Annotated in this window: 28 protein-coding genes; 1 reads left to right on the top strand and 27 read right to left on the bottom strand. The window is 42.3% G+C overall.

The genetic code is table 11. The features are described 5' to 3' along the window. Window positions 1-31: 31 nt before the first annotated feature. The 7 genes from CE058_RS08190 to CE058_RS08160 are packed head-to-tail and all read right to left on the bottom strand — an operon-like array spanning window position 32 to window position 5,625. Window positions 32-1,015, bottom strand: coding sequence for a biotin--[acetyl-CoA-carboxylase] ligase (locus tag CE058_RS08190; RefSeq protein ID WP_163141875.1), 984 nt, complete (start codon window positions 1,013-1,015; stop codon window positions 32-34). Then, entirely contained in the window at window positions 988-2,196 is a 1,209-nt protein-coding gene (locus CE058_RS08185; RefSeq protein WP_048008313.1) for a CCA tRNA nucleotidyltransferase, read from the bottom strand. The genes CE058_RS08190 and CE058_RS08185 overlap by 28 nt, the downstream gene beginning before the upstream one ends. Beyond that, on the bottom strand, window positions 2,196-3,338 hold the full coding sequence (bshA, locus tag CE058_RS08180) for an N-acetyl-alpha-D-glucosaminyl L-malate synthase BshA (protein WP_163141872.1): 1,143 nt from the start codon (window positions 3,336-3,338) through the stop codon (window positions 2,196-2,198). Before bshA ends, CE058_RS08185 begins: the two co-directional genes overlap by 1 nt. Beyond that, complete coding sequence (gene bshB1, locus CE058_RS08175; protein WP_163141869.1) at window positions 3,335-4,051, bottom strand: bacillithiol biosynthesis deacetylase BshB1; 717 nt, start codon at window positions 4,049-4,051, stop codon at window positions 3,335-3,337. Before bshB1 ends, bshA begins: the two co-directional genes overlap by 4 nt. Beyond that, window positions 4,038-4,460, bottom strand: coding sequence for a methylglyoxal synthase (gene mgsA / locus CE058_RS08170; protein ID WP_048008310.1), 423 nt, complete (start codon window positions 4,458-4,460; stop codon window positions 4,038-4,040). The genes bshB1 and mgsA overlap by 14 nt, the downstream gene beginning before the upstream one ends. A 14-nt stretch (window positions 4,461-4,474) precedes the next feature. Beyond that, complete coding sequence (gene dapB / locus CE058_RS08165) at window positions 4,475-5,278, bottom strand: 4-hydroxy-tetrahydrodipicolinate reductase (protein ID WP_048008309.1); 804 nt, start codon at window positions 5,276-5,278, stop codon at window positions 4,475-4,477. Window positions 5,279-5,292: 14 nt separating this feature from the next. Then, window positions 5,293-5,625, bottom strand: coding sequence for a nucleotide pyrophosphohydrolase (locus CE058_RS08160; protein WP_048008308.1), 333 nt, complete (start codon window positions 5,623-5,625; stop codon window positions 5,293-5,295). A gap of 214 nt (window positions 5,626-5,839) precedes the next feature. Here CE058_RS08160 and CE058_RS08155 point away from each other — a divergent pair, with 214 nt between their 5' ends. Next, window positions 5,840-6,712, top strand: coding sequence for a YitT family protein (locus CE058_RS08155; RefSeq protein ID WP_048008307.1), 873 nt, complete (start codon window positions 5,840-5,842; stop codon window positions 6,710-6,712). 63 nt (window positions 6,713-6,775) lie between these two features. Here the strand turns inward: CE058_RS08155 and CE058_RS08150 are convergent, their stop codons facing one another. The 20 genes from CE058_RS08150 to menG form a co-directional block, all read right to left on the bottom strand. Then, window positions 6,776-7,456, bottom strand: coding sequence for a zinc metallopeptidase (locus CE058_RS08150; protein WP_048008306.1), 681 nt, complete (start codon window positions 7,454-7,456; stop codon window positions 6,776-6,778). A 421-nt stretch (window positions 7,457-7,877) separates the two neighbouring features. After that, on the bottom strand, window positions 7,878-8,654 hold the full coding sequence (gene ypjB, locus CE058_RS08145; RefSeq protein ID WP_163142078.1) for a sporulation protein YpjB: 777 nt from the start codon (window positions 8,652-8,654) through the stop codon (window positions 7,878-7,880). Window positions 8,655-9,085: 431 nt separating this feature from the next. Further along, the gene (gene lhaT, locus CE058_RS08140) at window positions 9,086-9,682 is read right to left on the bottom strand and encodes a lipoprotein heptaprenylglyceryl N-acetyltransferase LhaT (RefSeq protein ID WP_163141866.1); all 597 of its coding nucleotides are present in this window, start codon (window positions 9,680-9,682) and stop codon (window positions 9,086-9,088) included. Between the two features lie 121 nt (window positions 9,683-9,803). Continuing rightward, window positions 9,804-10,571: a menaquinol-cytochrome c reductase cytochrome b/c subunit gene (locus CE058_RS08135; protein ID WP_048008303.1), complete on the bottom strand. Its 768-nt coding sequence runs from the start codon at window positions 10,569-10,571 to the stop codon at window positions 9,804-9,806. Window positions 10,572-10,614: 43 nt separating this feature from the next. Beyond that, window positions 10,615-11,289, bottom strand: coding sequence for a menaquinol-cytochrome c reductase cytochrome b subunit (qcrB, locus tag CE058_RS08130; protein WP_035330156.1), 675 nt, complete (start codon window positions 11,287-11,289; stop codon window positions 10,615-10,617). 3 nt (window positions 11,290-11,292) lie between these two features. Continuing rightward, window positions 11,293-11,799, bottom strand: a complete 507-nt coding sequence (locus CE058_RS08125) for a Rieske (2Fe-2S) protein (protein ID WP_163141863.1) — start codon at window positions 11,797-11,799, stop codon at window positions 11,293-11,295. A 149-nt stretch (window positions 11,800-11,948) separates the two neighbouring features. Then, window positions 11,949-12,413 carry a YpiF family protein gene (locus tag CE058_RS08120; RefSeq protein WP_163141860.1) on the bottom strand — a complete coding sequence of 155 codons (465 nt, stop codon included), beginning with the start codon at window positions 12,411-12,413 and terminating at the stop codon, window positions 11,949-11,951. 113 nt (window positions 12,414-12,526) lie between these two features. Then, window positions 12,527-13,072 carry a ReoY family proteolytic degradation factor gene (locus tag CE058_RS08115; RefSeq protein WP_048008181.1) on the bottom strand — a complete coding sequence of 182 codons (546 nt, stop codon included), beginning with the start codon at window positions 13,070-13,072 and terminating at the stop codon, window positions 12,527-12,529. 73 nt (window positions 13,073-13,145) lie between these two features. Next, a complete protein-coding gene (locus tag CE058_RS08110) occupies window positions 13,146-14,408 on the bottom strand; it encodes a tetratricopeptide repeat protein (RefSeq protein ID WP_163141857.1) in 1,263 nt (420 codons plus the stop codon). Window positions 14,409-14,427: 19 nt separating this feature from the next. Beyond that, the gene (locus CE058_RS08105) at window positions 14,428-15,333 is read right to left on the bottom strand and encodes a hypothetical protein (RefSeq protein WP_163141854.1); all 906 of its coding nucleotides are present in this window, start codon (window positions 15,331-15,333) and stop codon (window positions 14,428-14,430) included. Window positions 15,334-15,452: 119 nt separating this feature from the next. Then, entirely contained in the window at window positions 15,453-16,745 is a 1,293-nt protein-coding gene (aroA, locus tag CE058_RS08100) for a 3-phosphoshikimate 1-carboxyvinyltransferase (RefSeq protein ID WP_163141851.1), read from the bottom strand. A 35-nt stretch (window positions 16,746-16,780) separates the two neighbouring features. After that, window positions 16,781-17,887, bottom strand: a complete 1,107-nt coding sequence (locus tag CE058_RS08095) for a prephenate dehydrogenase (RefSeq protein WP_163141848.1) — start codon at window positions 17,885-17,887, stop codon at window positions 16,781-16,783. A 96-nt stretch (window positions 17,888-17,983) separates the two neighbouring features. After that, a complete protein-coding gene (gene hisC / locus CE058_RS08090) occupies window positions 17,984-19,084 on the bottom strand; it encodes a histidinol-phosphate transaminase (protein ID WP_048008176.1) in 1,101 nt (366 codons plus the stop codon). Between the two features lie 87 nt (window positions 19,085-19,171). Then, entirely contained in the window at window positions 19,172-19,546 is a 375-nt protein-coding gene (aroH, locus tag CE058_RS08085; RefSeq protein ID WP_048008175.1) for a chorismate mutase, read from the bottom strand. A gap of 62 nt (window positions 19,547-19,608) precedes the next feature. Beyond that, window positions 19,609-20,685 (bottom strand): 3-dehydroquinate synthase, encoded by a 1,077-nt coding sequence (aroB, locus tag CE058_RS08080; RefSeq protein WP_048008174.1) that lies wholly within the window; start codon window positions 20,683-20,685, stop codon window positions 19,609-19,611. After that, window positions 20,685-21,857, bottom strand: coding sequence for a chorismate synthase (aroC, locus tag CE058_RS08075; RefSeq protein ID WP_048008173.1), 1,173 nt, complete (start codon window positions 21,855-21,857; stop codon window positions 20,685-20,687). The genes aroB and aroC overlap by 1 nt, the downstream gene beginning before the upstream one ends. A 202-nt stretch (window positions 21,858-22,059) precedes the next feature. Continuing rightward, window positions 22,060-22,833 carry a CheR family methyltransferase gene (locus CE058_RS08070; RefSeq protein ID WP_163141845.1) on the bottom strand — a complete coding sequence of 258 codons (774 nt, stop codon included), beginning with the start codon at window positions 22,831-22,833 and terminating at the stop codon, window positions 22,060-22,062. 122 nt (window positions 22,834-22,955) lie between these two features. After that, window positions 22,956-23,402, bottom strand: a complete 447-nt coding sequence (ndk, locus tag CE058_RS08065) for a nucleoside-diphosphate kinase (protein ID WP_035330143.1) — start codon at window positions 23,400-23,402, stop codon at window positions 22,956-22,958. Between the two features lie 166 nt (window positions 23,403-23,568). Then, window positions 23,569-24,531: a heptaprenyl diphosphate synthase component II gene (gene hepT, locus CE058_RS08060; RefSeq protein ID WP_163141842.1), complete on the bottom strand. Its 963-nt coding sequence runs from the start codon at window positions 24,529-24,531 to the stop codon at window positions 23,569-23,571. Between the two features lie 80 nt (window positions 24,532-24,611). Continuing rightward, window positions 24,612-25,313, bottom strand: coding sequence for a demethylmenaquinone methyltransferase (menG, locus tag CE058_RS08055; RefSeq protein WP_048008170.1), 702 nt, complete (start codon window positions 25,311-25,313; stop codon window positions 24,612-24,614). Window position 25,314 lies beyond the last annotated feature (1 nt).

Genomic DNA, 25,314 nt, shown 5'->3' with positions numbered 1-25,314 from the left:
AGTTGGCTATAAAAAATTTCAGGCCGGCATTCTATACATCCAGCTCAATGTCTGCAGAATATACGTGATGGACTTTCCCGCTGCTGTCTTCAATCATCAAGACCCCATCCTCGGTTATTCCAAGGGCCTTGCCATATATGCTTCCGGTAATCGTCCTTGCCGTAAGATTTTTGCCAATGCTGACCGCATAACTTTCCCATAAAAGCTTAATCGGATAAAAGCCCTTCTCTAAATAAAGTTTATACAGACTTTCCAGTTTGCCAAGCAGGATCTTAATCAGCTCAGCTCTTGAAAGTTTTTCGCCTTTTTCAATGGATAATGAAGTGGCAATTTCTTTAAGTTCATCGGGATAATCATCAAGCTGCTGGTTAACATTGATGCCAATTCCTATGATAATAGAAATAATCCGGTCCGCATCCGCCTGCAGTTCTGTCAGAATTCCTGTAACCTTCTTCCCGTTCATCAAAATATCATTTGGCCATTTAATTTGCGGTGTTAAATCGGTCAGCTCTTCAATTGCCTGTACAACAGCCACTGCTGTAATCAGCGTAAGCTGCGGAGCTTTCGGAGGTGGAATGTTCGGTCTTAGAATAACACTCATCCATATGCCTGTTGATTTTGGGGAGTGCCATCTCCTGTCCATTCTCCCCCTGCCTGAAAGCTGTTCTTCCGCAATGACCACCGTTCCTTCCTGCGCACCTTCGTATGCAAGGCGATGGGCAATCTTCTGAGTTGAATCAACACTTTCTTCATGATGGATCTGGCGTCCAAGGGTTTCAGTCTGCAGACCAAGCCTGATTTCATCAGGGGTAACTTTTTCAGGTGTTTTTGTTATCCGATAACCTTTTCTTCTGACCGCTTCCAATTCAAAGCCTTCTTTCCTCAGCTCTTCAATATGCTTCCATACAGCCGTTCTTGAACATCCAATCAGGTCAGCTAAATACTGGCCTGAAAGAAATTCCTCATTGCTTTTCGTAAAAGCATCAATCAATTTGTTCCTGATTTCTGATTGCACTTTATGAGCCACTCCCTTATGGATTCATCACTATTACTCACTTCGCCGCGCAAGACTGCTTTTTCGGTTTTTTCAAGCTCCGCTTTAATCCAGGGACCAGGAGGTTTGCCAAACCAATCCATCAGCTGATCTCCAGTAAGCTGAAGGTCGCTTCTTTCTTTAATCGGCAGAGAATTATATTGACTCAGCAGGCTGTCTGTTCCCCTGCTTGAGTCCTCATGCAAGATTACGTTGCGGACCCGTTCAGCGTTCAGGGACTTGTCCCCTGCCTGATAAAGGGAATAGGCCTCCCACTGGTTTTCGGCCCTGTACCGGATCCAGCTGATAATCGACACTATCTTTTTTGTTCTCTTTACAGGCAGTTTCCAGTTCTTCAGAAAAGCTTCAGCCTGTGACTCGTCCAACTTAAAGATATACGCAAGAAAGGCCCACATTTCATCTCCTGTCAGATCTGCTGCATTATAATTTTCTGCTTCTTTTAATTCCTGTTGGAAGCCTGACATTTTTGGCAGATAATTAGACAATCCTGTTTCCGCAATGACCTTAAGAGCTTTCATCCTGCCGGTTCCCGCTAATAGCTTTTCGAACTCTGCCAGCTTTCTTTCCACTGCTATGTTTTCAAGTAAATGTGACAGGGATGCCAAAGCATCATAAGTGTTTTTATCAATCTCAAATGCCAGCTGGCTGAAAAAGCGGACTGCTCTCATCATTCGAAGGGCATCTTCAGTAAATCTCTCAGCAGGGTTGCCTACAGTGCAAATTTTTTTCCCCTCTATAGCGCCCCTGCCGTTAAAAGGATCGATAAGCAGCCCTTCTTTATCCATGGCAATCGCGTTCATCGTAAAATCTCTTCTTTTCAAATCCTCTTCCAGTGATCTGATAAATTGCACTTCTGAAGGCCGCCGAAAATCCAGGTATTCAGCCTCTGTTCGGAAGGTTGTAATTTCATAGGGTATGCCATGATATAGAACCACCACAGTGCCATGTTCAATACCCACATCAAGTGTTCTCGAGAATATGTTTTTTACTTCTTCCGGGGTAGCCGAAGTAGCAATATCGACGTCTGCAATTTCTTTTCCAAGTATATAATCCCTGACAGAGCCTCCTACAAAATAGGCCTCAAAACCTGCAGCCTCTAACTTCTCGAGCACAGGAACTGCCTTTGCAAAAGCTTCATTCATCAAATGTCACCTTTTTCCAAAAGTTCATAATAAAACTCTTCATATTGAATGACAATGCGGCCGGCACTGAACCTGTCTTTTGCAAGCGAAATGGATTGTGAAGAAAACCTGTCAAGCAGTTTCTCATCAGTAAGCAATTTAATTGCTTTTAGCGAGATATCAGTTATATCACCCAATGTGCAAATATAGCCGGTCTCACCATGGCTGATTACTTCGGGAATTCCACCGACATCTGTACCGATGCATGGCACTCCGCATGCCATTGCCTCAAGAGCAACAAGTCCAAAGCTTTCCTTTTCCGATAATAAAAGCATTAAATCACTGATGCTGTAAAGCTCCTCCACATTGTCCTGCTTTCCCAAAAACAAAACCTTGTCTTTAAGCTTCAGGTCATTCACCAGTCTGCATATAACGCTCATTTCCGGTCCATCTCCTACTAACAGCAGCTTCGAAGGAACTTCTGCAGAAATTTTTGCAAAGGCCTTCACAACATCCGGCACCCGCTTTACACTGCGGAAATTAGATACATGGATGATCACCTTTTCACCAGCGTTTATGCCATATTCTTCTTTTAGATAAAGAGAATCGGTTTTCCTGTATATTCTTTCATCTATAAAGTTATAAACAGCTCTTATGGACTTATCAGGTTTGATCAGGTCATAAGTTTGTGATATTAAAGCTTTGGAAACAGCTGTAACTCCATCAGACTTTTCGATTCCAAAACGTATCGCATCTGTAAGGGATGGGTCGTACCCGAGAACTGTAATATCTGTTCCATGAAGGGTGGTAACAATCTTAATGTCTGTACCGCTCATCTGCTTTGCCAGAATCGCGCAGACTGCATGAGGAATCGCATAATGCACATGCAGCAGATCAAGTCCCTCGCGTTTTATCACTTCCGCCATTTTACTTGCCAGCGCGATATCGTAAGGAGCATATTGAAATACGGAGTATTGATTGACATCCACCTGATGATAAAAAATATTGGGGTACATCCTTTTCAGTCTAAAAGGGAGGCTTGATGAAATAAAATGTATTTCATGGCCTTTTTCGGCAAGCATCTTCCCTAATTCTGTTGCTACAACACCTGATCCTCCCACCGTGGGATAGCAGGTGATACCTATTTTTAATTTTTTTCTCATATTTTTCCACCGAATATATCCATATTTACCAGTAAGGGATTCTTCACTTTAAAGCCCTCTGCATATTGCACCCCTGCCTGTTTTCCAAATAAGCTTTCCCTCGCTGCAACAGTTTCAATATAACCGTTGACAAGCGGTGTATCAAATGAACCTGGGCTTCTTGTAAATTGACTTTGATAGGACTCGAGACCTGCAATTTTTTTATCCATAAATGAAGAGATATCGATCAGGAAGTCAGGCTTATGGAAGCCGTTTATCATGTAAAAGTGCAGGCTTTTCACCTTATGCGGAGCAAAATTGCCGCCTGTTTCATATTTCTTGATTCCGGCTGAAAAGACGGCTTCTTCCACCAGGCGGGCACTATGCCCGTGGTCTGGGTGCCTGTCCTCCATATATGGCGCAAACACAAGGGCAGGTCTATATTTGCGGATCATTTCAGCGATCTTTTTTATGTATTCCTGGTTATAAAATAAGCCCCTGTCAGGCAGATTAAGAGTCTCCCGGACACTAACCCCCAGAATGCCTGCTGCTTTCATCGATTCTTCTATACGGATTTCAACTGTCCCATTGGAAGAAAGCTCGGCCCGTGTTAAGTCGCATATTCCAATCTTTTTTCCGATAGAGGCAAATTTGGCAATTGTGCCGCCCATGCCGATTTCAACATCATCAGCATGCGCGCCAAATGCCAGTATATCAAGGTTATCCGGGTTCATTCATGTCACCTTTTTCACTTACGATATTTCTCCAAGATAAATCATTGCGTTCAAGGCCTTTAATAATAATTTCAGCTGTGCCCATATTGGTCGCGAGCGGCACAGCATATACGTCACAGAGACGCACCAAAGCTGAGACATCCGGCTCATGGGGCTGAACAGTCAGAGGATCTCTGAAGAAAAATACAACATCCATTTTATTGTTGGCAATTAAAGCACCAATTTCCTGGTCCCCGCCAAGAGGTCCTGACTGAAAACGGTGAATGGAAAGGCCAGATTCTTTCATGATGCGGGAACCGGTCGTTCCGGTAGCATAAAGGGTATGTTCGGCAAGAATGGATTTATAGGCGATCGCAAATCTTACAATATCATCCTTTTTCTTATCATGGGCTATTAAGGCAATATTCATGTCGGCACCCCTCTCTAATCAATAATATTTTCGAGACCGTAAACGAGTGTATCAATTTTCAAAACCGTATCAACAGCAAGTTTTACTCCTGACATAAAAGAAGCTCTATTATATGAGTCATGACGGATCGTCAATGTCTGGCCCTCAGAGCCGAACATTACCTGCTGATGAGCAATCAGGCCAGGCAGGCGTACAGAATGTATATGCATGCCATCGAAATTTGCGCCTCTGGCACCAGGAATCGTTTCCTTCTCCTCCGGGTGCCCCTGCTCCTTTTTCGTTCTTACATCAGCAATCATCTCCGCTGTTTTAACTGCAGTACCAGATGGAGCATCCAATTTCTGGTCATGGTGCAGCTCAATAATTTCCACATCATTAAAATATCTTCCTGCCAATTGGGAGAATTTCATCATTAATACAGCACCAAGTGCAAAGTTTGGGGCAATAATGCAGCCAATGCCTTTTTCATGGCAAAGTTCTTCAAGCTCTTTCAGATTATCCTTCGAAAAGCCTGTTGTTCCAACAACTGGCCTTACACCATATTCCAGGGCAGTTTTTGTATGGAACATTCCTACTTCCGGAGTTGTCAAATCGATCAGAACGTCGGGACTTAGCTCCTGAAAGGCTAGGGCCAGATCTGTGTATACCGGAACATGGCCAAATTGTGAGAAGCCTTCAAAATCGCTAAGAAAGCCACCGCTATTTTTATGGTCGATCACAGCAGCTAACTCATAGTTCTCTGTTTGATTAACAAGATGGACGGCTTCGCTTCCCATCCTCCCCCGCGGTCCCGCAATAATAACTTTAACTTTATCCATTGTCCTCTCTCCTTCTACTCTTCAATTCTTGTCCATCTGTCTTTATCGCGTGTGCTGAATTTTTCCATGACGCGATTGTGCGCTTCTTCTAAGTCAATATTTAAGGAATTAGCAAAGCATATTAGAACAAAGAGCATATCTCCAAGCTCTTCCTCGATAGCCTTTTCTTCCTCTGTGGATTTTTTTGGTTTTTCACCATAGTGATGGTTTACTTCCCTGGATAGTTCCCCAAGTTCCTCGGTCATCCTTGCAAGCATCGCCAATGGGCTGAAATAACCTTCTTTAAATTGGCTTATGTATTTGTCAACGTCTGTTTGCATTTCTTTCATTGTTTTTGGATTCTCCATACTTTCACCTCTGTTTCTATTACATGTTTTATATACGATATTTCCACTTTTCATGTTAAGCTATAGCTCAGCCATTTTACAAATATTTTTTATCATTGCTTATAGATGATCAGTCAGCCGCTTCTTGTCCTTTGATGTTATTGCTCTTATAATCTGTATCTTATATAATTAGATACGCTTTGGTATTGTGATATTCAGGCAGCGGAGGGATAATATGTTTTATGGATTAAAATTTAAGAATATTTTTTTCATTTTGCTAGGTTCGGCCATTTTTTCATGGGGCCTTGTTCACTTTAATATGCAAAATAACTTGGCTGAAGGCGGTTTCACCGGTATTACCCTGCTTTTATACTTCCTTTTCGAGTGGGACCCTTCCTATACTAACCTTCTGCTAAATATACCTCTTTTCTTTATTGGATGGAAACTTCTGGGCAGGTATGTTTTTCTTTATACCATCATCGGAACGGTCGGTGTGTCCCTATTCCTATGGATTTTTCAGCGGTACCAGATTGAAATGCCATTAAAAGAGGATCTGACTCTTGCTTCCTTATTCGCGGGTGTTTTTATCGGGATCGGCCTTGGCACAATTTTCAGGTTTGGAGGCACAACAGGCGGAGTTGATATAATTGCCAGACTTGTACATAAATATGCCGGAGTCAGCATGGGAAAGACAATGTTCATTTTTGACTTTTTTGTAATTGCCCTTTCATTAATTACATATTTGAACTACAGGGAAGCCATGTATACCCTGGTTGCTGTTTTTGTGGGTGCAAAAGTAATAGATTTCATGCAGGAAGGGGCTTATGCAGCAAGGGGGGCCATGATCATATCAGAACAAAACGATGCAATTGCCGATAAAATCATGAAAGAAATGGATCGAGGCGTTACAGTATTAAAAGGCCATGGTTCCTTCACCAAAAAAGAGCGGGAAGTATTATATTGTGTTGTCGGCCGAAATGAAATTGTCCGTTTAAAAAATGCGATTACTTCTGTTGATCCCCATGCATTTGTTTCTGTCACAGCTGTACATGATGTGCTGGGGGAAGGCTTTACTTTGGATGAAAATAAAAAGCCGGTTGAACGCTAAAAATTAATGTGATGTCCCAGGGACATCACTTTTTTTCATTAAAAAAGCCGGCATTGCCGGCTTTTACTCAGATCTGGTCATTCCTGTGTAAATAAGAATTAAACGCAGCAATTCCAGCACAGCCACGGCTGCTGCCGCCACATATGTCAAAGCAGCTGCATTTAAAACTTTCTTAGTCTCTCTTTCTTCATCGTTTCTGATAATTCCAAGGGATACTACCTGATCCATCGCACGATTGGAAGCATTGAACTCTACCGGAAGTGTGATCACCTGAAAAACCACTGCAGCTGCCATGAAGATAATTCCAAGCAGCACCATACCGCTCAACCCAGCAAAAAAACCGATCATGATCAGAATCCAGGAGAAGTTGGAACCAAGATTCGCAACAGGTACGAGTGCATGGCGGAAACGCAGAAAAGCGTAATCCTGATTATCCTGAATAGCATGGCCAACTTCATGGGCTGCAATTGCAGCAGCAGCCACAGAATGGCCATGATAATTTGTTGCTGAAAGTCTGACTGTCTTGGATCGCGGATCATAGTGATCTGTTAGATGCCCCCTTGTTTCTTCAACGCCAACTTTATATAGACCATTCTCATCCAGAATTCTTCTGGCTACTTCAGCACCCCTCATTTGAGTGGATGAAGGAACTTTTGAATATTTGCTGTAAGCTCCCTTTACTTTCATTTGTGCCCAAAGCGGAACAAGAATAATTATTGCAAAATAAATGAGATATCCTCCCATTCTGTTACCTCCCATTAAGCTGGTCATGGTGAATTTTAACCGCTGGCCTGCGAATGCCCAGCATACAAGTCACTCTGCCTATCTTTTCCCTTTTCTCTTCATTACAAAACGGGAAAAGACTCTCTTTTTTTGTAAGGCTCTTTTTGTATAAAATATTGTTTTTCGCCAACAATATCGGCCGTTGATTTCCGCTCCAGGCTGCTCAGCGAACCGCGGGGCGGGCGGTGTGCCTCCTCGACGCTCCGCGTCTGCGAGGTCTCACCGTCCCGCTACTCCCGCAGGACGTTAAATAAGCGCCCTTGAGTAAACACCACACGAAGAAAATGCGAATGCATTTTCGAGGATCTCGCACCTTCCGCTCCAATCAACTCAGTAATAATATACAAAAAGCAATAAACCTTGCGAAAACAGCTCTTTGTATTTAGGATCGATTTTTTTGTCTTGCCCTGTCTCCCTTATATTTTCTCCATCCTACGTAAGATAATGTAATGATGATTATGCTCCCGGTTGAGATGATCACCCACCAGAGGGATGGATCCGTTTCATCCTCTGTCATTTCATCAAAGATCGTCTGCAGATCATTTTCCAATGCAGCAAGTTCCTGCTGGCTTGCCTGCTGGGAAAGCACCTGCGGCCGATAATGATCGATAAAATTTATGCGTGCGTTCAGTTTTTGTACCTTTTCTGCATCCACATCAATCTTCAGACTGGGATAAATAACCTCATATAAAGACAAAAAGGAATTCAAACGTGAATGGAAGTTCTCGTTATTGCCGCTGTAAGCCGCTTCCTTTACCTCACCAAACACTGACATGATCGGCTTCTCCATTTCAGTCCATAAAGGCTGATATTTGGTGGAAATCGCATCCATTACGAGGCGGAATTTTGTTGCATGATTCAGCCGTTCTTCATGGCTCATGGATGTATTTACCGCAGCTTGTACAGCATCATCATGAGAGACGGTAATAATCCGCAGTTCGTCCATTGTAAATGGCCTATCCTTGCCGTTTACAGCAACGAATTGCTCGGAGAAATACTCCAAAAGCTTCTTGGCATCCTCATACCTGTGAAGCTTAACCATCTGTAAGGCTTCATTAGATAATTGATCTAATTTATCTATTTTTGTTGTCTTATCTGCAGACACCATTCCAGGCAATAACATAATAATGAATAAGAATGCGATTACTTTTCGCCTCATCAAACTTGTCCCCCCTCAAATTACTATTAGATAAATATGAAAAGAGGGACAAGGTTAGACCAGAAAATAATTTTGGAAGCCAGGTTATTTCTTTAAAAAAGGCTCTTTTCGTATATAATGTTGTTTTTCATCTATCAATATTGCCCGTTGATTTCCGCTCCAGGCTGCTCAGCGAAACGCGGGGCAGGCGGTGAGCCTCCTCGACGCTCCGCGACTGCGGGGTCTCACCTGTCCCGTTACTCCCGCTGGACGTTGAATAGGCTCCCCCGAGAAACACCGCACGAAGAAAATGCGATAGCATTTTCGAGGATCTCGCACCTTCCGCTCCAATCAACCAGTAAATAAGATACAAAAAAGCAACAAACCTTGCGAAAACAGCCTAAAAAAAAGACCCAAAACACTCAATGGTTTGGATCATGGGAATCAGAGCACTATTTCACTATATCCAGACTAAACCGATTCTTTCTTAGGACGAAGTAATACGCGGTTCCTAGTGAGAAAATGCTGAGCCAGAATGTAAAATAGCCGATTTGCGGTGTGTAAAGATTTAAAATAGGATAGCGGGGTAGCATGAAAAAGACATAATCAATTACATCATTGTGTAAAGTCCAGATACCCGTAATGACTAGATGCCATGTTTTGAAGCGATAGAAAGGTGCGTAAAGAACACCCTGGACTGCCATTGCACCATGGGAGAAGATTAGCATGAGAGCAACAGGATCCAATTCACCTGTAACCTCAAATACCAGCAAATTCATAACTACGGCCCATATACCGTATTTAATAAGGGTTACAATTGCTAGAGCTTCCATCAATGGCCAATTTTTGCCCATTATAAAGGCAATCAGCACAAACATAAAAAACAGGCTCGCTGTAGGGCTGTCGGGTACGAATGGCAAGAAAATAGCCGGTGTATCTACCAGCTGCCACTTATACCAAATATAGCCATAGATGGTGCCTGCTGTATTAATAATCAGAAGCAGTATCAGCATAGCTCTGCTGCCTAATAAAGGATAGATCCATTTCATGTTTTTTCTCCTTTTCTCTATGTACACGATTATTTCATTATTTTACCACATCAAACTCCTGTAAAAAAACGAACAATTTTTAGGCAAAAAAAAGAAGCTGGCAAAGCCAGCTCCTTTTAAATTATTTGCTTTCAAGGCCAGAAATGAATTCAGCAAGCTTTTGAAGTTCTTCATCAGAGCCTTTGAACATTCCTGCAGGCATAGCGCCTTTACCGTTTTTAGCAATGTCAGCAACTTCTTCAGGTGTTAACCCAGTGTCAACAAGTGCAGGTGAACCTGCACCACCCTGAAGATCTCCCCCGTGGCAGGAAATACAGCCGTTTGCTTCAAAAATCTTGTAGCCTTCGTCTTCTTTATCAAACTCTACTTCAGCCACAATCTTACCTTGCTGTGCAGCCGCTTCCCAGTCATGGTGGGCAACTGATTCCCAAGTCAGATAAGTGATGCCGGCTAGAGCCAATAGCATAAAGCCGGTTGCTAAAGGACGCTTGGACGGACGGCGTTCAGGTCCGCGGTCAATGAATGGTGCAAGCAGCAATGCTCCGAATGCAAGACCCGGAATAATGAAAGCACCGATTGCATTATAAGGTCCGGATGCATAGCTGTATTTCAGAAGCTGGTACAAGAACAGGAAGTACCAGTCTGGCAGCGGAATATAAGCTGTATCACTTGGATCAGCAATTTTTTCTAACGGCGGCTCATGCGCAATTGTCAAGCATAGGAAACCGATGAGGAATACAGCCCCTACCATCCATTCCTTTAACAGGAAGTTTGGCCAGAATGCTTCTGTTTTTCCTGGATATTCCGAATAGTCTTTCGGAATATTCGGTTTGCGTTCTGCAGGAACACGAGAGTCACCTACGAATTTCATACCTTTACCACGATGCATTGGGCGATTTCCCCTCCTTTTGCAATGATCAAAAAATTATTTCTTACAACGGTCCTGAAATACCCTGCTTACGAATCATAATAAAGTGGGCAGCCATTAACCCGAATAATGCAGCCGGTAAGAAGAATACATGGATAGCAAAGAATCGGGTGATCGTCTGCGCGCCGACAATATCAGAATGTCCTGCAATAAGTATTTTCAGATATTCTCCAATCAGCGGAGTTGATTCTACGATCTGGATTGTTACTTTTGTAGCGAAAAGGGCTTTCATATCCCAAGGCAATAAGTAACCAGTCAGTCCAAGTGCAAGCATAATGAAGAAAATAAGCACTCCGACAACCCAGTTTAATTCACGGGGCTTCTTATAAGCTCCCTGGAAGAAAACACGTAACGTATGTAGGAACATCATTACGATTACCAAACTTGCTCCCCAGTGGTGCATTCCGCGGACAATCTGCCCGAATGCAACATGGTTTTGAAGATAATACACGGATTCCCATGCATTTTTGATATCCGGAACATAGTACATTGTCAGGAACATACCGGATAAGATTTGAATTACAGTAACGAAGAACGTCAGACCGCCAAAACAGTAAACGAATGCAGAGAAATGATGTGCAGGGTTTACATGCTCAGGCACTTCATGGTCAGCAATATCCCGCCAGATCGGCGTAATATCTAAACGCTCATCTACCCAATCATAAATTTTGTTTAACAATTATTACGCCTCCTTTCGCGGTTCAGCCTTGCCTAAATACAAGAAGCCATCTTTTTCTTTGTAAGGAAATACATCAAGTGATGCAACCGGCGGTGTACCTGGAACGTTTGTCCCATCCTTTGTATAAAGGCCGCCATGGCAAGGGCAATAGAAATGATCAGGGTTTGACTTGTCAGTATTCCAGTCAACTACGCACCCTAAATGCTTACATACTGGAGACAATGCAACAATTTCACCTTTATCATCCTTATAAACCCAAGCAGTGCCGGTAACTTCGGATGTGTACCATGCATCCTGCTGCTCGAAAGTGTAATCAACCCTTGTCGGCTTTTCGGTAATTTCAGCCACTTTTTGCTTTGTTGGAATAAAATCACTTTCACCAGCTGCCTGCAATACAGGATCAACCGCAAAACGGACCATCGGCATAAGCATGCCTGCTGCCATGAAACCGCCTACACCAGTAAGTGTATAGTTCAGGAATTGACGTCTAGAAACTCGATTTTTGCTCATACTTTTCCCCCCTCTATTATGAAGTTAAGTCCAACGGACAAAATTCAACACAATATAAAACTAGGACATAACAATGATATATCAATCTTTATGCAAGGTCAATATAATCCTTTGGCGAAACATGTAAATAGAGCGACTTAACATTCACACTATTCACCATTTTGCCACTTTTGCACAAAAAGATTCAGCAGCTGTTTCACCTGGTCATCCAGAATGGAATTCCGATAATTCTCATCCATATGCTCAAGAGGCAGGGATGGCAGCCAAATTAAGCCTCCTTGCAGCCGGTCTTCGAACGTTTTCCACATGCTGTCCGAAGTTAATAGGAAAATATGCTTAAATCCCTGTGCCTTCAATTCTGATTCCCATTGGCCCAGGCCGCTGATCATGCTCTCTTCTGATGCCGGTTTCAGATAGGCATATCCAGGCAGCATGATAAGGCGTCCTCTGAATTGCCTTTCAAGCTGCACACTTAGAAGTGATATAAATTCTGTCATCGCTACAGACTGCTTGATATCATCGCCAAATGATACAGGAAGGAGCGGCAGAACAGCAGTGTCTACATATTGCTTTTCTTTTAGGAACATGTCGATATCCTGTGATATCCATTTCATATCATTCACTCCATTACATATATTTGCCTTCCTTAATATATCATTAATGCTTAGAGTGCTTCAAATCAGAGAATGCAGGCAAAATAAAAGCCCTGCTTTTATAAAAGCAAGGCTTAAGTAGTTTCTAATCTATTCAGCTGCTGAGTTAGAACGTTAAAAGCTTTTTTATCCTGCTTATCCAATGCTTCATCAATGAGCTCAAGGAGTTTCTCTCTTCTGAACTTTTCCAGGCTTTCTGTCAGGAACCTTTCGGCGATCAGCCGATCCTTTTCGTTTATCTGAAGTGTCTTTGGCATAAAGGGATTTTCCTCCATGACCGCTGCATACTGATGAGCCTTATTTGAAGCATGGAAATTAAGCTGGATATAAATCTCTTCATCCCTGTTTAAGCGGATATCATGGAAGGACTTCTCCGCATCTGTGGTCATTACATTCTCTTTGTAAAAACGGAAAGGAACTTCATCCACACAATGGGTCGACATGATGAGGCCTCTTGGGCAATACTGTGCCTGCTCCACAAAATGCACCTTTTCCATAAGCTGGTCATGACTCATCAAATAATTGAGAATCCAAACACATTCTCTTCTTTTGAGCTGATAATGGTTTAAAAACCAGCGGATAAAATCTTTCTTCTCGTTGACAGATACAGGGGTCGCCATTTTTGATTCCCTCCTCTGCTTACAGACAAATTTGGTCTTACTGAAACTGCATTAAGGATAGACACTGCCTTTTTTAATCAAGTAAATCATCCGTAAGTCGCTGCAGCACATCCAGATATTCCTCATTGCCAGGCTCCAGTTCGGTTAATGTATTAAAAATTTCGGCAGCATCTTCCCTTTTTCCTTCCTCTGCTAAAAAATATCCGTAATCTGAAAGAAAATCCGGCTGCTGTTTAAAGAAAGTATATGCAAGCTGATATTTGTTTAATGCCTCTGAATATTTCTCTATATGCTGAAAGGCAACGGCTGAATCCCATATAAGCTGGGGCTCTTCCAGCTCGTTCAGCATTTCAGTGATTTCGATTACATCTTCATATCTTTCCTGCTGGAGGCGAAGTTTATTTAAAAGAATGGCTGCCTGGACATATTCGGGATCCAGTGCAAGAGCCTGCCTGAACATATCTTCTGATTCTTTTTCATTGCCATTTTTCAAGGCAAGCTTCCCGCCATAGAAGAATAATTCTTTGTTAAATTCGTCCTGTTTTATGCCTTCCTTGACTGCTTCCAGGCCGTTGCCTGCTTCTTCCTCCCGCTCGTATGCCTGAGCAAGGTATAAATACAGTGAATGATACTCGGGATCCAGCTCCTTCAGTTCAGTCAATTTTTCAATGGCTGTACGGTTAAAGCCGGCTTGAAGCGCTGTAAAAGCATAACTGAAAAGGGTATTAATCTCCAGTTTGTCATCAAGCGCTTTTTCGTAGTATGGAAGGGCTTCTTCAAAAGCTCCGCCTGCACTGAGAATATCCGCCAATCTCTGATTTACATTTATGCCTGCAATGATTTCCTCTTTCCTGAGAACATTTTCATAAATCCGCTTTGCTTCCAGGAACCGTCCCTGCTCTGCATAAAGTTCACCCAGGGCAAAATCTACAATTATCTCATCAGGCAATATTTCTTTTGCTTTCAGGAGCTTTTGTTCGCTGACCTCAAATAGACCATCCATCTGATAAAGGTCTGCTAATAAGAGAAGCGACTGCGGAAAGCTCGGATCATGTTCATTTATTCTTTCAAGGACAAGGATGGCTTCCTCTTCATTTCCAAGATCAATATGTGTTTCAGCCAGCAGAACGAGCAGTTCTCCTTCTTCAGGATATGCTTCCAGAAGCCGTTCATATAAGGCCTTTGATTCCTCAAGGAACCCGTACTGGAACAGTTCTTCTGCCAGCAGGAACCTTTCTTCATGGGAACCATCCAGCAGTATTTGCTGATAGTTCTCCAACGCTTCTTCATGATGACCGTTTTCTAAAAGAGTAATGATTTTATTTACTTTATCCATACTAAATTCCTTTCGAATGCTAATCGGCTATTTTAAAATAAGCTGGTGTGCTGATTTTAACATGCTCTCCGAAACCTGAACGAAAAATCACTTCTTGTCCGGCTCTAATCACTTTTCCCTTCAGTACAGTGACAGCAAGTTTATCTCTATGATAATGAAACAGCTGTGATTCTTCAACGGTAAGACCTTCTTCAGGTTTTTTAAATAAATTATAACTGACTTCCCCGCCCTGAAGAATATTCCCTTTTAAAGGGTAAATCCCGGCTTTGGACAGAACTGACCTGGATAAAGGCTCGTGTTCCATCAGCTCATTCGGCACCAAAGGTATTTTCTCTTCCTGCATCAGTTTTGCCCATACTGTATTTATTCTGCTTTTCTCCTTTTCATTCCTGCCTGCAAAGATGGGTGCAAGCGGACAATTATAAGGAAACATTGCTTCACGAAGCCATCCCCATGGAACTTGTTCAAGCTCCTGTGCATCCTGTATTTCAACAAAAACAACAGGAACTTTTTCTCTCTTGGATTTCCTCATAAAAGAAGGGGTGAGGAGACGGACAGGAATTTTCACACCAATAATATAATCAATCGGGCTGCTTAATAATCTTGCCTTAAAGCTTTTAAGATCACTCTTCAAAGAATATTCATGCTTTACAGGCACGGCTGTCAGGAAGGCTGTACATCCTTTTAATATGAACTCCCGGATATAATACTCTTTGAGTTCTGAAAAAGGCATTTCCAGCGGGATAGATGTGTCCAGAACCACATATCCTGCAGACATAATAAATGCACCCGCATCCATTCTTGTAAACTGAAACCTTTTCATTTCAGCCTGCATCAGTGAAATCTCATTATTTCTTATCAGCATTGATGTTTTTAACAGCTTGTCTCCCTTTAGCAGATTTGCATTCTCAATAATATATGTCATAAAACCACCCTCTTAAACGGTCTTATGACAAGCTATGAAATTTTCAGATAAATATGACTGCTTTAACAGAAAAAAAGAGCTGCAGGAATACAGCCCTTTCTTTTTTCAATGAAGGTATTTCAATCTGAAATAAGGCTATCTAAATGATCAAAAAACGACGGATAGGATACAGAGATCGCTTCTTCCTGCTGAAGGTGAACTTCGCCTTTTGAAATAGCAGCAGCTATTGCCAGCATCATGCCGATGCGATGGTCTCCATGACTTGAGACAGTTCCACCTGAAAGAGATGATTTCCCCCTGATAACCATCCCATCTTCTGTAGCAGTAATCACGGCTCCAAGCTTTGAAAGTTCATTGACAACCGTATCAATGCGATTCGTTTCCTTCACCTTAAGTTCCTCTGCATCCTTAATTACTGTTTCTCCCTCTGCTTGTGTTGCGAGCAGGGCAATAATTGGAATTTCATCGATAAGCCGGGGAATGAGCGCCCCTTCGATAACTGTTCCTTTAAGTTTAGAAGTCCTGATGGTAATATCCCCTGCAGGCTCAGCTGATCCATTTTCATACGGCTCAATACTGAAATCTGCACCCATCTGCTGCAGCACTTCAAGGATGCCGGTTCTTGTAGGATTCAGTCCAACGTTTTTCAAAGTAATTTCACTATTAGGCACAATGGCTCCTGCAGCCAGAAAGAAGGCAGCAGAGGAGATGTCACCGGGAACATGAATTTCTGTCCCTGTCAGTGTTTGGCCTCCCTTAATCCGAATGGTTTGCCCATCTGCTGCAACTTCCCCGCCAAATTGTGTGATCATTCTTTCAGTATGATCACGTGTCTTCACAGGTTCAATAATGACTGTTTCGCCGCTTGCCTGCAGGCCGGCAAAGAGCAGTGCTGATTTAACCTGTGCACTCGCGACAGGAAGCTCATATGTTACTCCACACAAGGGGCCGCCAATGACTGATAAGGGGGTGAATTCTCCATTCTTCCTGCCATGAATCTTTGCACCAAATAAACTTAGTGGCGCGGTCACTCTTGTCATCGGCCTTTTTGCGATGGATTCATCTCCTACAAGGACTGAATGGAACGGACGGCCAGCCAGAATCCCCATCATAAGACGTATCGTCGTACCTGAATTCCCAACATCCAGAATATCAGCCGGTTCCTGTAATCCATCCATTCCCCGCCCCATAATGATAACTTTATTGCCTTCCTGCTCAATAGTTACTCCGAGCTTGCGGAAGCAGGCTATCGTACTAAGGCAGTCCTCTCCGGGCAGAAAATTAGTTACAGCAGTCTTCCCCTTTGCAATAGACCCAAACATGACAGAACGATGTGATATGGATTTATCACCGGGTATCGCTATTTCTCCGCTTAAACCTTTGACATTTGACTTCAATTTTGCCAGTTTCATCTATCATCACCCTTTGCTGGATTAATAAATTCGCTCTATAGACCGATGGTTGTTTCATAGCTTGTATACTGTTCCAGGCAATTGATTGCCCGATCCCTGTCCTCTTCCGTTTGAAAGCTTATAACCAGAACTCCATAAATTTCTTCTCTTGTCTCCAGGATTCGAATATTCGTTATGCTGATTTCTTCCTTTGCCAAATATCCAGTGATTTCTGAAATGACACCAGGGTAGTCCGGTACATCCACGAACAGATCATAAAATGCCGGAATTGCCCCTTTTTCTTTTTGCGGCAGTTCATCCCTGAACATTTTTGCATGGGAAAAATATTCAAATATACCCTCGCTGTTTTCCTGTCTGAGGATTGATTTTACTAACTCCATTTCTCCCTGCCAATCCTCCATTAACTTAAGCAGCACTTCTTTATTCTGAAGAAGAATATCCCTCCACATAGCGGGGCTGCTGGAGGCAATCCTGGTAATATCCCTAAAGCCTCCAGCTGCCAGTCTTGGAATCAGCTTGTGCGAACGGCTTGTTTTTTCTGCCTGATGGACAAGGGAAGCAGCTATCATATGCGGAAAATGGCTGACGATCCCGGTTATATAATCATGTTCATCGGGAGCTATGGTAAGAAATTTCGCTTTTGTTCCTGATAGCCATTCTTTTAACCTTTCAACTTCTGCCGGAGCAATATGCTCTTCAGGAGTGAGCAGATAAAAGGCATTCTCAAAAAGCAAATCTTTTGCTGCAGTGACACCGCTCTTATGGGAGCCAGCCATTGGATGCCCTCCGATAAAAGTAATTCCTTTTTCCTTTAGCACCTTTGCGCAGCTGACAATTTCTTTTTTCGTGCTGCCTGCATCCGAAATGATGACGCTGTTTTTCAATTCACACTCTTTTAAAATATGTATAATTTTTTGAGTCTCCTGTACAGGTGCAGCTATTAAAATCAAATCTGCGTCCCTTGCCCCATCTTTAATAGTAGCAGAAATTTCGTCTGCGACCCCAAGCATTTGGGCAAGGCGCCCCTGCTCTTTATTTACATCAAAGCCGATGATCATGCTTTCGCTATGTTTTCTTTTTATTGATAGGGCCAAAGAACCTCCGATCAAACCAAGGCCAATAATAAAGATCTTCCCTCTCATCCTCTCACCGCCTTTATTAAAAATAATTCAGAGGCATACTTATGCCTCTGAATGGATATCAAAAAAGTATTTAATCCTGTTAACCCAAAAAACTTCCTACAATGCTGCAGCCTGCTTTGCAAGATATTGACCCATTGCGGCAAGTACACCATCATTCTGTTCCTTAGAACCTACCGTTACACGGACATAGCCCTGGAAGCCAAGTGCCTTGCCGGACCGGACGATATACCCTTTTTCAAGTAAAAATTGAAACACCTCATCTGAATCGGCATTAAAATTGATTAATATGAAATTTCCTTGTGAAGGGTAATAACCCAGTCCATGCTCTTCACAGAAAGCATAGAATTGTTCGAGCCCTTCGCGATTTTTCCGTCTGCACTCTTCAATGAAATTCTGATCTCCTATGGCTGCAGCAGCGGCAGCCTGAGCAAACTTATTTACATTAAATGGCTCTCTTACCGGTTCGAGGGCTTTGATTGTTTGAGGATTTGCAATTCCATAGCCTACCCGAAGGCTTGCTAAGCCATAAATTTTCGAGAATGTACGCAGGACAATCAAATTTTCGTAATTCCTGATTAAATCCAATGTATTGCAGTAATCCTCTGCTGTAACATATTCATAATAAGCTTCATCAAGGACAACCAATACATCTTGAGGCACTTTTTTCAGGAATGAAAGCAATGCAGACTCATTAATATAGTTCCCTGTCGGATTGTTTGGACTGCACACCCAAACTACAGCTGTTTTTTCATCAATGGCAGCCAGCATTCCATCAAGATCATGCTCTCCTTCAACCAGTGGAATTTCCCTGATTTCCGCACCTTCTACCACAGCATTATGCCTATATTGCGGAAATGTAGGCGCCGCCATAACAGTATTGGTTTCCGGACTTAATAAAGCTCTGGAAATCATTTGAATAATTTCATCCGAGCCATTGCCAAAAATCAGCTGATCTTCCTGTATGCTTAAGTGCCCAGCCAAAACCGACCTCAGCTCAGAAGCATAACCATCGGGATACAGGGCAAAAAATGATGGCGACTGATTCATCGTAAAAAGAACTTTTTCAGAGCATCCAAAAGGATTCTCATTTGAAGCAAGCTTAACTATTTGATTCAGTCCATATTCCTTTTTTACTTGATCAATTGATTTTCCCGGCTGGTAAGGAGTTAAATTCAACAGCTGTTCCTTCCATTTCATTCAAATCCACCTCTTTTTTTATCGCTTTCACTAATTATCGTATTAAAGCGTTGTTGATCTGCTCCTATATTATCACAAAACTCTCCATTAAGGAGAGTTCGTGGTATTTAGATCTGGCCGAAGCTTGATGGCTCCACGCAAATAAATATGGCGGATATTCTGCTGAGGTGCGTCTGTATTCACATGCATCATTACCCGGATACAATTAGGGAGTGACCCTTCAACAGGTATTTCGCTCATGCACATAACAGGAACATATTTCCATCCCTCAATTGAACGCATTGCCTTTGCAGGAAAGGCTGCTGTTAATTCTTCCGTAACGGATATAAAGACAGAAGCTACATCCTCAGATACAATATTATTCTCCTGAATCATTTGCCTGATCACCAGCTCAGTCGCTTCTAATATCTCAGCTTCACAATTCTTATCTACGGTGACGGCTCCCCTCACCCCTCGAATCACTTGCAGCACCTCCCATAGCTGTTTTGTCAGCCTTTTTATCTCTTAGTCATAGTCAAGCCTATTTATTTTGTAAAAAGAGCAAGCTCCCGCAAAATCATGTCATCAGAAACCTGATATATGACAGGCTTACCCACTTCCTCTAAAAGAACAAAGCGAACATTCTGGCCTTCTGATTTTTTATCCTGCTTCATCCGCTCAAGCAGTTTTGAATGTGATAAATCTTCAGGGAGATCTGTTTTGTAGCCAAGCTGATCAAGCCAGAGCTTGAACTCGTTAACATCAAAGCTAACATCCAGCAGTGTTTTACTTAATTGAAGTGCGAATAACATTCCGACTGCAACAGATTCGCCATGTGTCCATTCTCCATAGCCTTTCTCCGCTTCAATTGCATGGCCCAGGGTATGGCCGAAATTCAGAAATGCCCGAACGCCGGCTTCCTTTTCATCCTCTGCAACGATCCTGCCTTTGATCTCTATTCCCTTTGTAAGCATCCTGCTTAATACATCAGAGGGGAGGTTCTCAAGGGTAAGGATGTTGTTTTTAAGGTTCAGGTAAAAGTTCATATCATCTATCAGGCTATGCTTTATGACTTCTGCAAACCCTGAGCGCAGCTCTTTTTGAGGCAGTGAGTCAAGAAACGCCAGGTCATAAAATACTGCCTGGGGCTGGTAAAAAGACCCTACCATATTTTTTCCTGAAGGATGGTTGATGGCAACTTTTCCTCCCACAGCGCTATCATGTGCCAGGATGGTAGTTGGAATCTGAATGAAGGGTACTCCCCTCATAAATGTGGCTGCCACAAAACCTGCCAAATCTCCGACAGCTCCCCCGCCAAACGCCAGGATCAGAGATTTTCGGTCAAGTTTATGTTCCAGAGCAAATGATAAGCACTGGTAGTATACTTCAAAGGTTTTGGCTTTCTCGCCTCTTGGCACTGTACAGACTTTTGGCTCCATCCCCTTAAGTGCCGCTTCCAGCTCTGGCAGATGTAAGTCCCTAACTGTTTCATCCGTAATGATCATTACATTCGTCAAGGCTGGAAAAGTATCTTTAATATATGATCCCAATCCTTCAATTGCTCCGGTCCCTATATAAACCGGATAGGCCCTGTCGGGTGTTTTGATTAAAATCCTTTTCATTAAAACTCCCTCGCAAATTGCCTTTGCTGTTCAACCGATGCTTTTAATGTCTCAAACCGGTCAGAATAGAACTGGTCTACAATGGCAGAAGCCAGTTCCCAGGCAATTACATTTTCTGCAACGACTGCAGCTGCCGGCACTGCACAGCTGTCAGAACGCTCTATGCTTGCTGAGAAAGGTTCCTTTGTTTCAATATCGACACTTTGCAGCGGTTTATAGAGAGTCGGTATTGGCTTCATTACTCCTCTGATGACGATTGGCATTCCCGTTGACATGCCCCCTTCTAAGCCGCCAAGACGGTTCGTTTTCCGATAATAGCCCTTATCCGGGTCCCATGCGATTTCATCATGAACTTCACTTCCAGGCTTCCTTGCAGCCTCGAAACCTATGCCAAACTCCACACCTTTAAAAGCATTAATGCTCACCATTGCACCTGCAAGCTTCGAATCAAGCTTTCGGTCATAGTGTACATAACTTCCAACTCCCGGCGGCATTCCTTCAACAATAACCTCCACTACTCCGCCAATGGAATCGCCATTTTCCTTAGCGGAATCAATCGCAGCCATCATTTTTTGGGCGGCAGCCTGATCCTGACAGCGAACAGGCGATTCTTCTGTAATTTCCTTTAACTCCTTAAGTGAAGAATAATCTCTTTGGCCTGAAACAACACCGCCAATTTCAATAACATGTGCTGCAACCTCAATTCCCAGCTGAGAAAGCAGTTTTTTTGCAGCTGCACCGGCAGCCACTCTTACTGTGGTTTCTCTGGCTGAAGAACGCTCCAAAACATTTCTCATATCCCTGTGTCCATATTTTAGGGCTCCATTTAAATCAGCATGGCCTGGGCGAGGACGGGAAATTTTTCTTTTCACTTCTGCCTCATCCTCAGCATTAAGAGGATCCTGGCCCATAATTTTTGTCCAGTGCTTCCAATCATTATTCTCTACAACGAGCGCTACCGGGGATCCCAGTGTGTATCCATGCCTGATCCCCGCTGTTATTTGAACAGTATCTTTTTCAATTTGCATCCTTCTGCCTCTGCCATAACCTTTCTGGCGTCTGGCAAGCTCTTCGTTTATATCTGAATCTACGAGCGGCATTCCTGCTGGCAGCCCTTCTATTATAGTGGTCAGCTGCGGTCCGTGAGATTCACCAGATGTAAGATATCTCAAAACTCTTTCCCCCTTCAACTCATTAAAGGATTATGTATCAATATAACATAATGATAAATATAAGAATAGATAAAATTGAAAATTCCTATAATATTTTATTTCTTCTTATGAATGGAGCCATTTTAACACGAATAGTTATTTACTACCAAACAAAAAAAGAAAAGAAAAAGAGGACGATTAAAAAATCATCCTCCATGCGTTATTATTCTTTTCTATAAAAGAAAGTTTCAGCAGATGCCAGTTGATAGCGGCCTGAGTTAAATATCTGTTCAGTGCTCCCAACAAAGAATATCCCATCTTTTCTTAATGCACCGCTGAATTTATGATAAAGCTGATCCTTTGCTTCCTCTGTAAAATATATGAGAACGTTCCTGCATACGATGAGATCATACGGACCGCCAAAATCATCTGAAAGGAGATTTTGCTTTTTAAAGGTTACTGTCCTTTTTATATCCTCGGATATTTTATAGAAACTTCCTTCGCGCTTAAAAAACTTTTGTTTCATCATTTCAGGAACTTCATTTAGCGAACGCTCAGGGTAAATACCCATCCGTGCCCTTGCCAGGGCATTTTCATCAATATCAGTTGCAGTTATCTTGATTTGGGACATCGGCAGCATTTTTGATAAAATCATGGCAATTGTATAAGGTTCTTCACCAGTGGAACAGGCTGCGCTCCAGATTTTCAGATTCCTATTTTGATCTAATAGTCCAGGCAGAATATTTTTTTCGAGCACCTCCCACCTTTGTGCATTTCGGTAAAATTCGGAAACATTTATTGTCATCCTGTCCAAAAAGTCATTCAGCAGTTCTCTATTCTTGACTATCGCGCTAAAAAAACTTCCAAATGATTGAAAGCCTTTTTTCTCATAAAGGGATATGAGCCTTCTCTTCATTTGAGCCTCTTTGTACAGAGAAAGATCAATTCCTGTTTTTCTTTTTATATTTTGAATAAATTCCTGATAATCGTCTGCCATTCTATTTCCCCTCTGATATTACCGGTGAGCTTTTTTCTTTTATCGTTTATACCCATCCAGTTGAAATAATGAATTCGGTTACAAAAAAAGCACTTGTCATGGACAAGTACTTTTTGAAAATATTAGTTAATCCAGTCATTCATTAATTTTTTGTATTCCACTTTTTCTTCTTCTTTGAAGAAAAGGCCAATTTCACGTTCTGCACTTACAGGTGAATCGGATCCATGGATTACATTTTTTCCAACTGTAATGCCGAAATCTCCTCGGATTGTTCCTGGAGCAGCATCTTTAGGATTTGTTGAACCCATCATCTGACGAGCTGTTGCGATAACATTTTCACCTTCCCACACCATTGCGAAAACTGGTCCGGATGTAATAAAGTCAACAAGCTCTCCAAAGAATGGACGCTCTTTATGCTCTCCATAATGCTCTTCCGCAAGTTCCTGGCTAATGCTCATTAGCTTGCCGCCTACTAGCTGAAAGCCTTTCTTTTCGAAACGGGAAACGATTTCCCCGATTAAATTGCGCTGTACACCGTCTGGTTTAACCATTAAAAAAGTTCTTTCCATTGAATTCCACTCCTAAAACTTATGTATAGTTATAATGTTAATCCACGAAAATATTAACATTGTTTTGAAAATTTAGCAACAAAAATTTGAAAGCGCTTTTAATTTTAACTTCCCAAAAACAGAAATTGCCGGCACCCGGTAGAGTGCTGGCAATTGGTACAGTAAATTAGAATTTTCTTTTGCCTATAAATTTTGCGATATCCCGCAAAGCTTTCTTGGACCTGGAATGAGGCAGCTCTTCGAGTACCCCTAAAGCTTTCTGCAGATATTTATCACTAATTTGAAGGGACTTTTCAATTGCACCGGAGTCTTTGACCAAGGCAATTATGTTCTCTATGTCATACCTTTCAGTTCCTTCATGGACTATCCTGATTTGTTCGGAGATTCTATGATCCTCCATTGCAAATAAAGCAGGAAGCGTAATGTTTCCCTGATGGAGATCTCCTCCTGCCGGCTTGCCAAGTTCTTTTTCTGTACCGACAAAATCCAGGACATCGTCAATGATCTGATAGGACATACCCACAAAATAGCCGAATTTAAAAAGCCTTTTATGTATATCTTCCTCTACATTAGCTGCAATTCCGCCAAGCTGACAGCTCACAGCAATCAGCATGGCTGTTTTCCTTTTAATTCTCCGGAAATATGTCCTGATATTCTGGTCATAATTATACTTATCTTTAATTTGCTCTATTTCACCTATACACAGCTCCACAAGTGTATGAGAGAGAATTTTATGAGCATGCGGATTTTCCACATTTGTTATTAATTCCAGCGCACGCGCAAAAATATAATCACCAGTATACATGGCAATTTTATTATCCCATTTTGCTTTGATGGTAGGCTGTCCCCTGCGCAGTTCTGCATCATCAATAACATCATCATGGACAAGCGACGCCATATGGATAAGCTCCAGTGATACAGCTACGTTTTTAATTTTATCAATATCGTATTCTCCGAACTTCGCAGCCAGCAAAACGAAAACTGGGCGGATTCTTTTCCCCCCGGCCTGCAGCAGATGCAGGGAAGCCTGATGCAATAGGGGAGACTCAGCTTTAATCGTCTCCTCCAGCTCGTTTTCTATAACATTTAAATCTGAATTTAAAAATGAATACATCATTTTCAATTTCATCGCTTACTCACCCAGCTTATCGATCCCGTCTGATCTATTCTCTATCTTCCATGAGAAACATACAGAACAAGTTATTATTTTTATTTCGTTCCAATGTGTACGGCAGCCACTCCGCCGCTATAAGGCTTGAATGTAACGTTTTTAAAGCCTGCTTCCTCGAACATTCCTGCAAGCTCTTTCATCCCGGGAAAGTCTCTCGCAGATTCCTGCAGCCAGGAATATTCATTAAAACTTTTGGCAAAAAGCTTTCCGAACATAGGCATAATAAAGCGGAAGTAGAAATAATATGCCTGCTTGTATCCGAACATTGTTGGCTGAGAAGTCTCCAGACAAACTGCTAAACCCCCTGGCTTTACAACACGGTGCATTTCTTTTAACACCTGCAGGTAATCCGGAACGTTGCGCAGACCAAAACCGATTGTAACATAATCGAAGGAATTGTCAGCGAATGGAAGCTCCATTGCATTACCATGGACAAGCTCAACTTGCTTCAGTTTCCGCTCCTTGATTTTTTCCTCACCGATTTTCAGCATATTTTTGCTGAAATCCAAGCCTACCACTTTACCGCTTTCACCTACGGCTTCAGCGAGCGCAATGGACCAATCGGCTGTACCGCAGCATACATCAAGCGCTTTTGTACCTTTTTGAACATTCATCTTTTTCATTGTATCTTTACGCCATCTTAAATGCTGCTGAAAGCTGATAACCGAATTCATTTTATCGTAGTTGCCATAAATCTTTTCAAATACGCTATGAACACGTTCTTCTTTTGATTGCTGCATA

The sequence above is a fragment of the Bacillus sp. 22-7 genome, from assembly GCF_010628845.1.
GTDB lineage: Bacteria > Bacillota > Bacilli > Bacillales > Cytobacillaceae > Cytobacillus > Cytobacillus firmus_B.
This window is presented reverse-complemented; position numbering and strand designations above follow the sequence as displayed.

Coding starts and splice junctions, on each gene's coding strand:
- CE058_RS08185 (WP_048008313.1), bottom strand. CDS start 2,196: ATGAATGAAGCTTTTGCAAAGGCAGTTCCTGTGCTCGAGAAGTTAGAG.
- bshA (WP_163141872.1), bottom strand. CDS start 3,338: ATGAGAAAAAAATTAAAAATAGGTATCACCTGCTATCCCACGGTGGGA.
- bshB1 (WP_163141869.1), bottom strand. CDS start 4,051: ATGAACCCGGATAACCTTGATATACTGGCATTTGGCGCGCATGCTGAT.
- mgsA (WP_048008310.1), bottom strand. CDS start 4,460: ATGAATATTGCCTTAATAGCCCATGATAAGAAAAAGGATGATATTGTA.
- dapB (WP_048008309.1), bottom strand. CDS start 5,278: ATGGATAAAGTTAAAGTTATTATTGCGGGACCGCGGGGGAGGATGGGA.
- CE058_RS08160 (WP_048008308.1), bottom strand. CDS start 5,625: ATGGAGAATCCAAAAACAATGAAAGAAATGCAAACAGACGTTGACAAA.
- CE058_RS08155 (WP_048008307.1), top strand. CDS start 5,840: ATGTTTTATGGATTAAAATTTAAGAATATTTTTTTCATTTTGCTAGGT.
- CE058_RS08150 (WP_048008306.1), bottom strand. CDS start 7,456: ATGGGAGGATATCTCATTTATTTTGCAATAATTATTCTTGTTCCGCTT.
- ypjB (WP_163142078.1), bottom strand. CDS start 8,654: ATGAGGCGAAAAGTAATCGCATTCTTATTCATTATTATGTTATTGCCT.
- lhaT (WP_163141866.1), bottom strand. CDS start 9,682: ATGAAATGGATCTATCCTTTATTAGGCAGCAGAGCTATGCTGATACTG.
- CE058_RS08135 (WP_048008303.1), bottom strand. CDS start 10,571: ATGCATCGTGGTAAAGGTATGAAATTCGTAGGTGACTCTCGTGTTCCT.
- CE058_RS08125 (WP_163141863.1), bottom strand. CDS start 11,799: ATGAGCAAAAATCGAGTTTCTAGACGTCAATTCCTGAACTATACACTT.
- CE058_RS08120 (WP_163141860.1), bottom strand. CDS start 12,413: ATGAAATGGATATCACAGGATATCGACATGTTCCTAAAAGAAAAGCAA.
- CE058_RS08115 (WP_048008181.1), bottom strand. CDS start 13,072: ATGGCGACCCCTGTATCTGTCAACGAGAAGAAAGATTTTATCCGCTGG.
- CE058_RS08110 (WP_163141857.1), bottom strand. CDS start 14,408: ATGGATAAAGTAAATAAAATCATTACTCTTTTAGAAAACGGTCATCAT.
- CE058_RS08105 (WP_163141854.1), bottom strand. CDS start 15,333: ATGACATATATTATTGAGAATGCAAATCTGCTAAAGGGAGACAAGCTG.
- aroA (WP_163141851.1), bottom strand. CDS start 16,745: ATGAAACTGGCAAAATTGAAGTCAAATGTCAAAGGTTTAAGCGGAGAA.
- CE058_RS08095 (WP_163141848.1), bottom strand. CDS start 17,887: ATGAGAGGGAAGATCTTTATTATTGGCCTTGGTTTGATCGGAGGTTCT.
- hisC (WP_048008176.1), bottom strand. CDS start 19,084: ATGAAATGGAAGGAACAGCTGTTGAATTTAACTCCTTACCAGCCGGGA.
- aroB (WP_048008174.1), bottom strand. CDS start 20,685: ATGAAAAGGATTTTAATCAAAACACCCGACAGGGCCTATCCGGTTTAT.
- CE058_RS08070 (WP_163141845.1), bottom strand. CDS start 22,833: ATGGCAGACGATTATCAGGAATTTATTCAAAATATAAAAAGAAAAACA.
- ndk (WP_035330143.1), bottom strand. CDS start 23,402: ATGGAAAGAACTTTTTTAATGGTTAAACCAGACGGTGTACAGCGCAAT.
- hepT (WP_163141842.1), bottom strand. CDS start 24,531: ATGAAATTGAAAATGATGTATTCATTTTTAAATTCAGATTTAAATGTT.
- menG (WP_048008170.1), bottom strand. CDS start 25,313: ATGCAGCAATCAAAAGAAGAACGTGTTCATAGCGTATTTGAAAAGATT.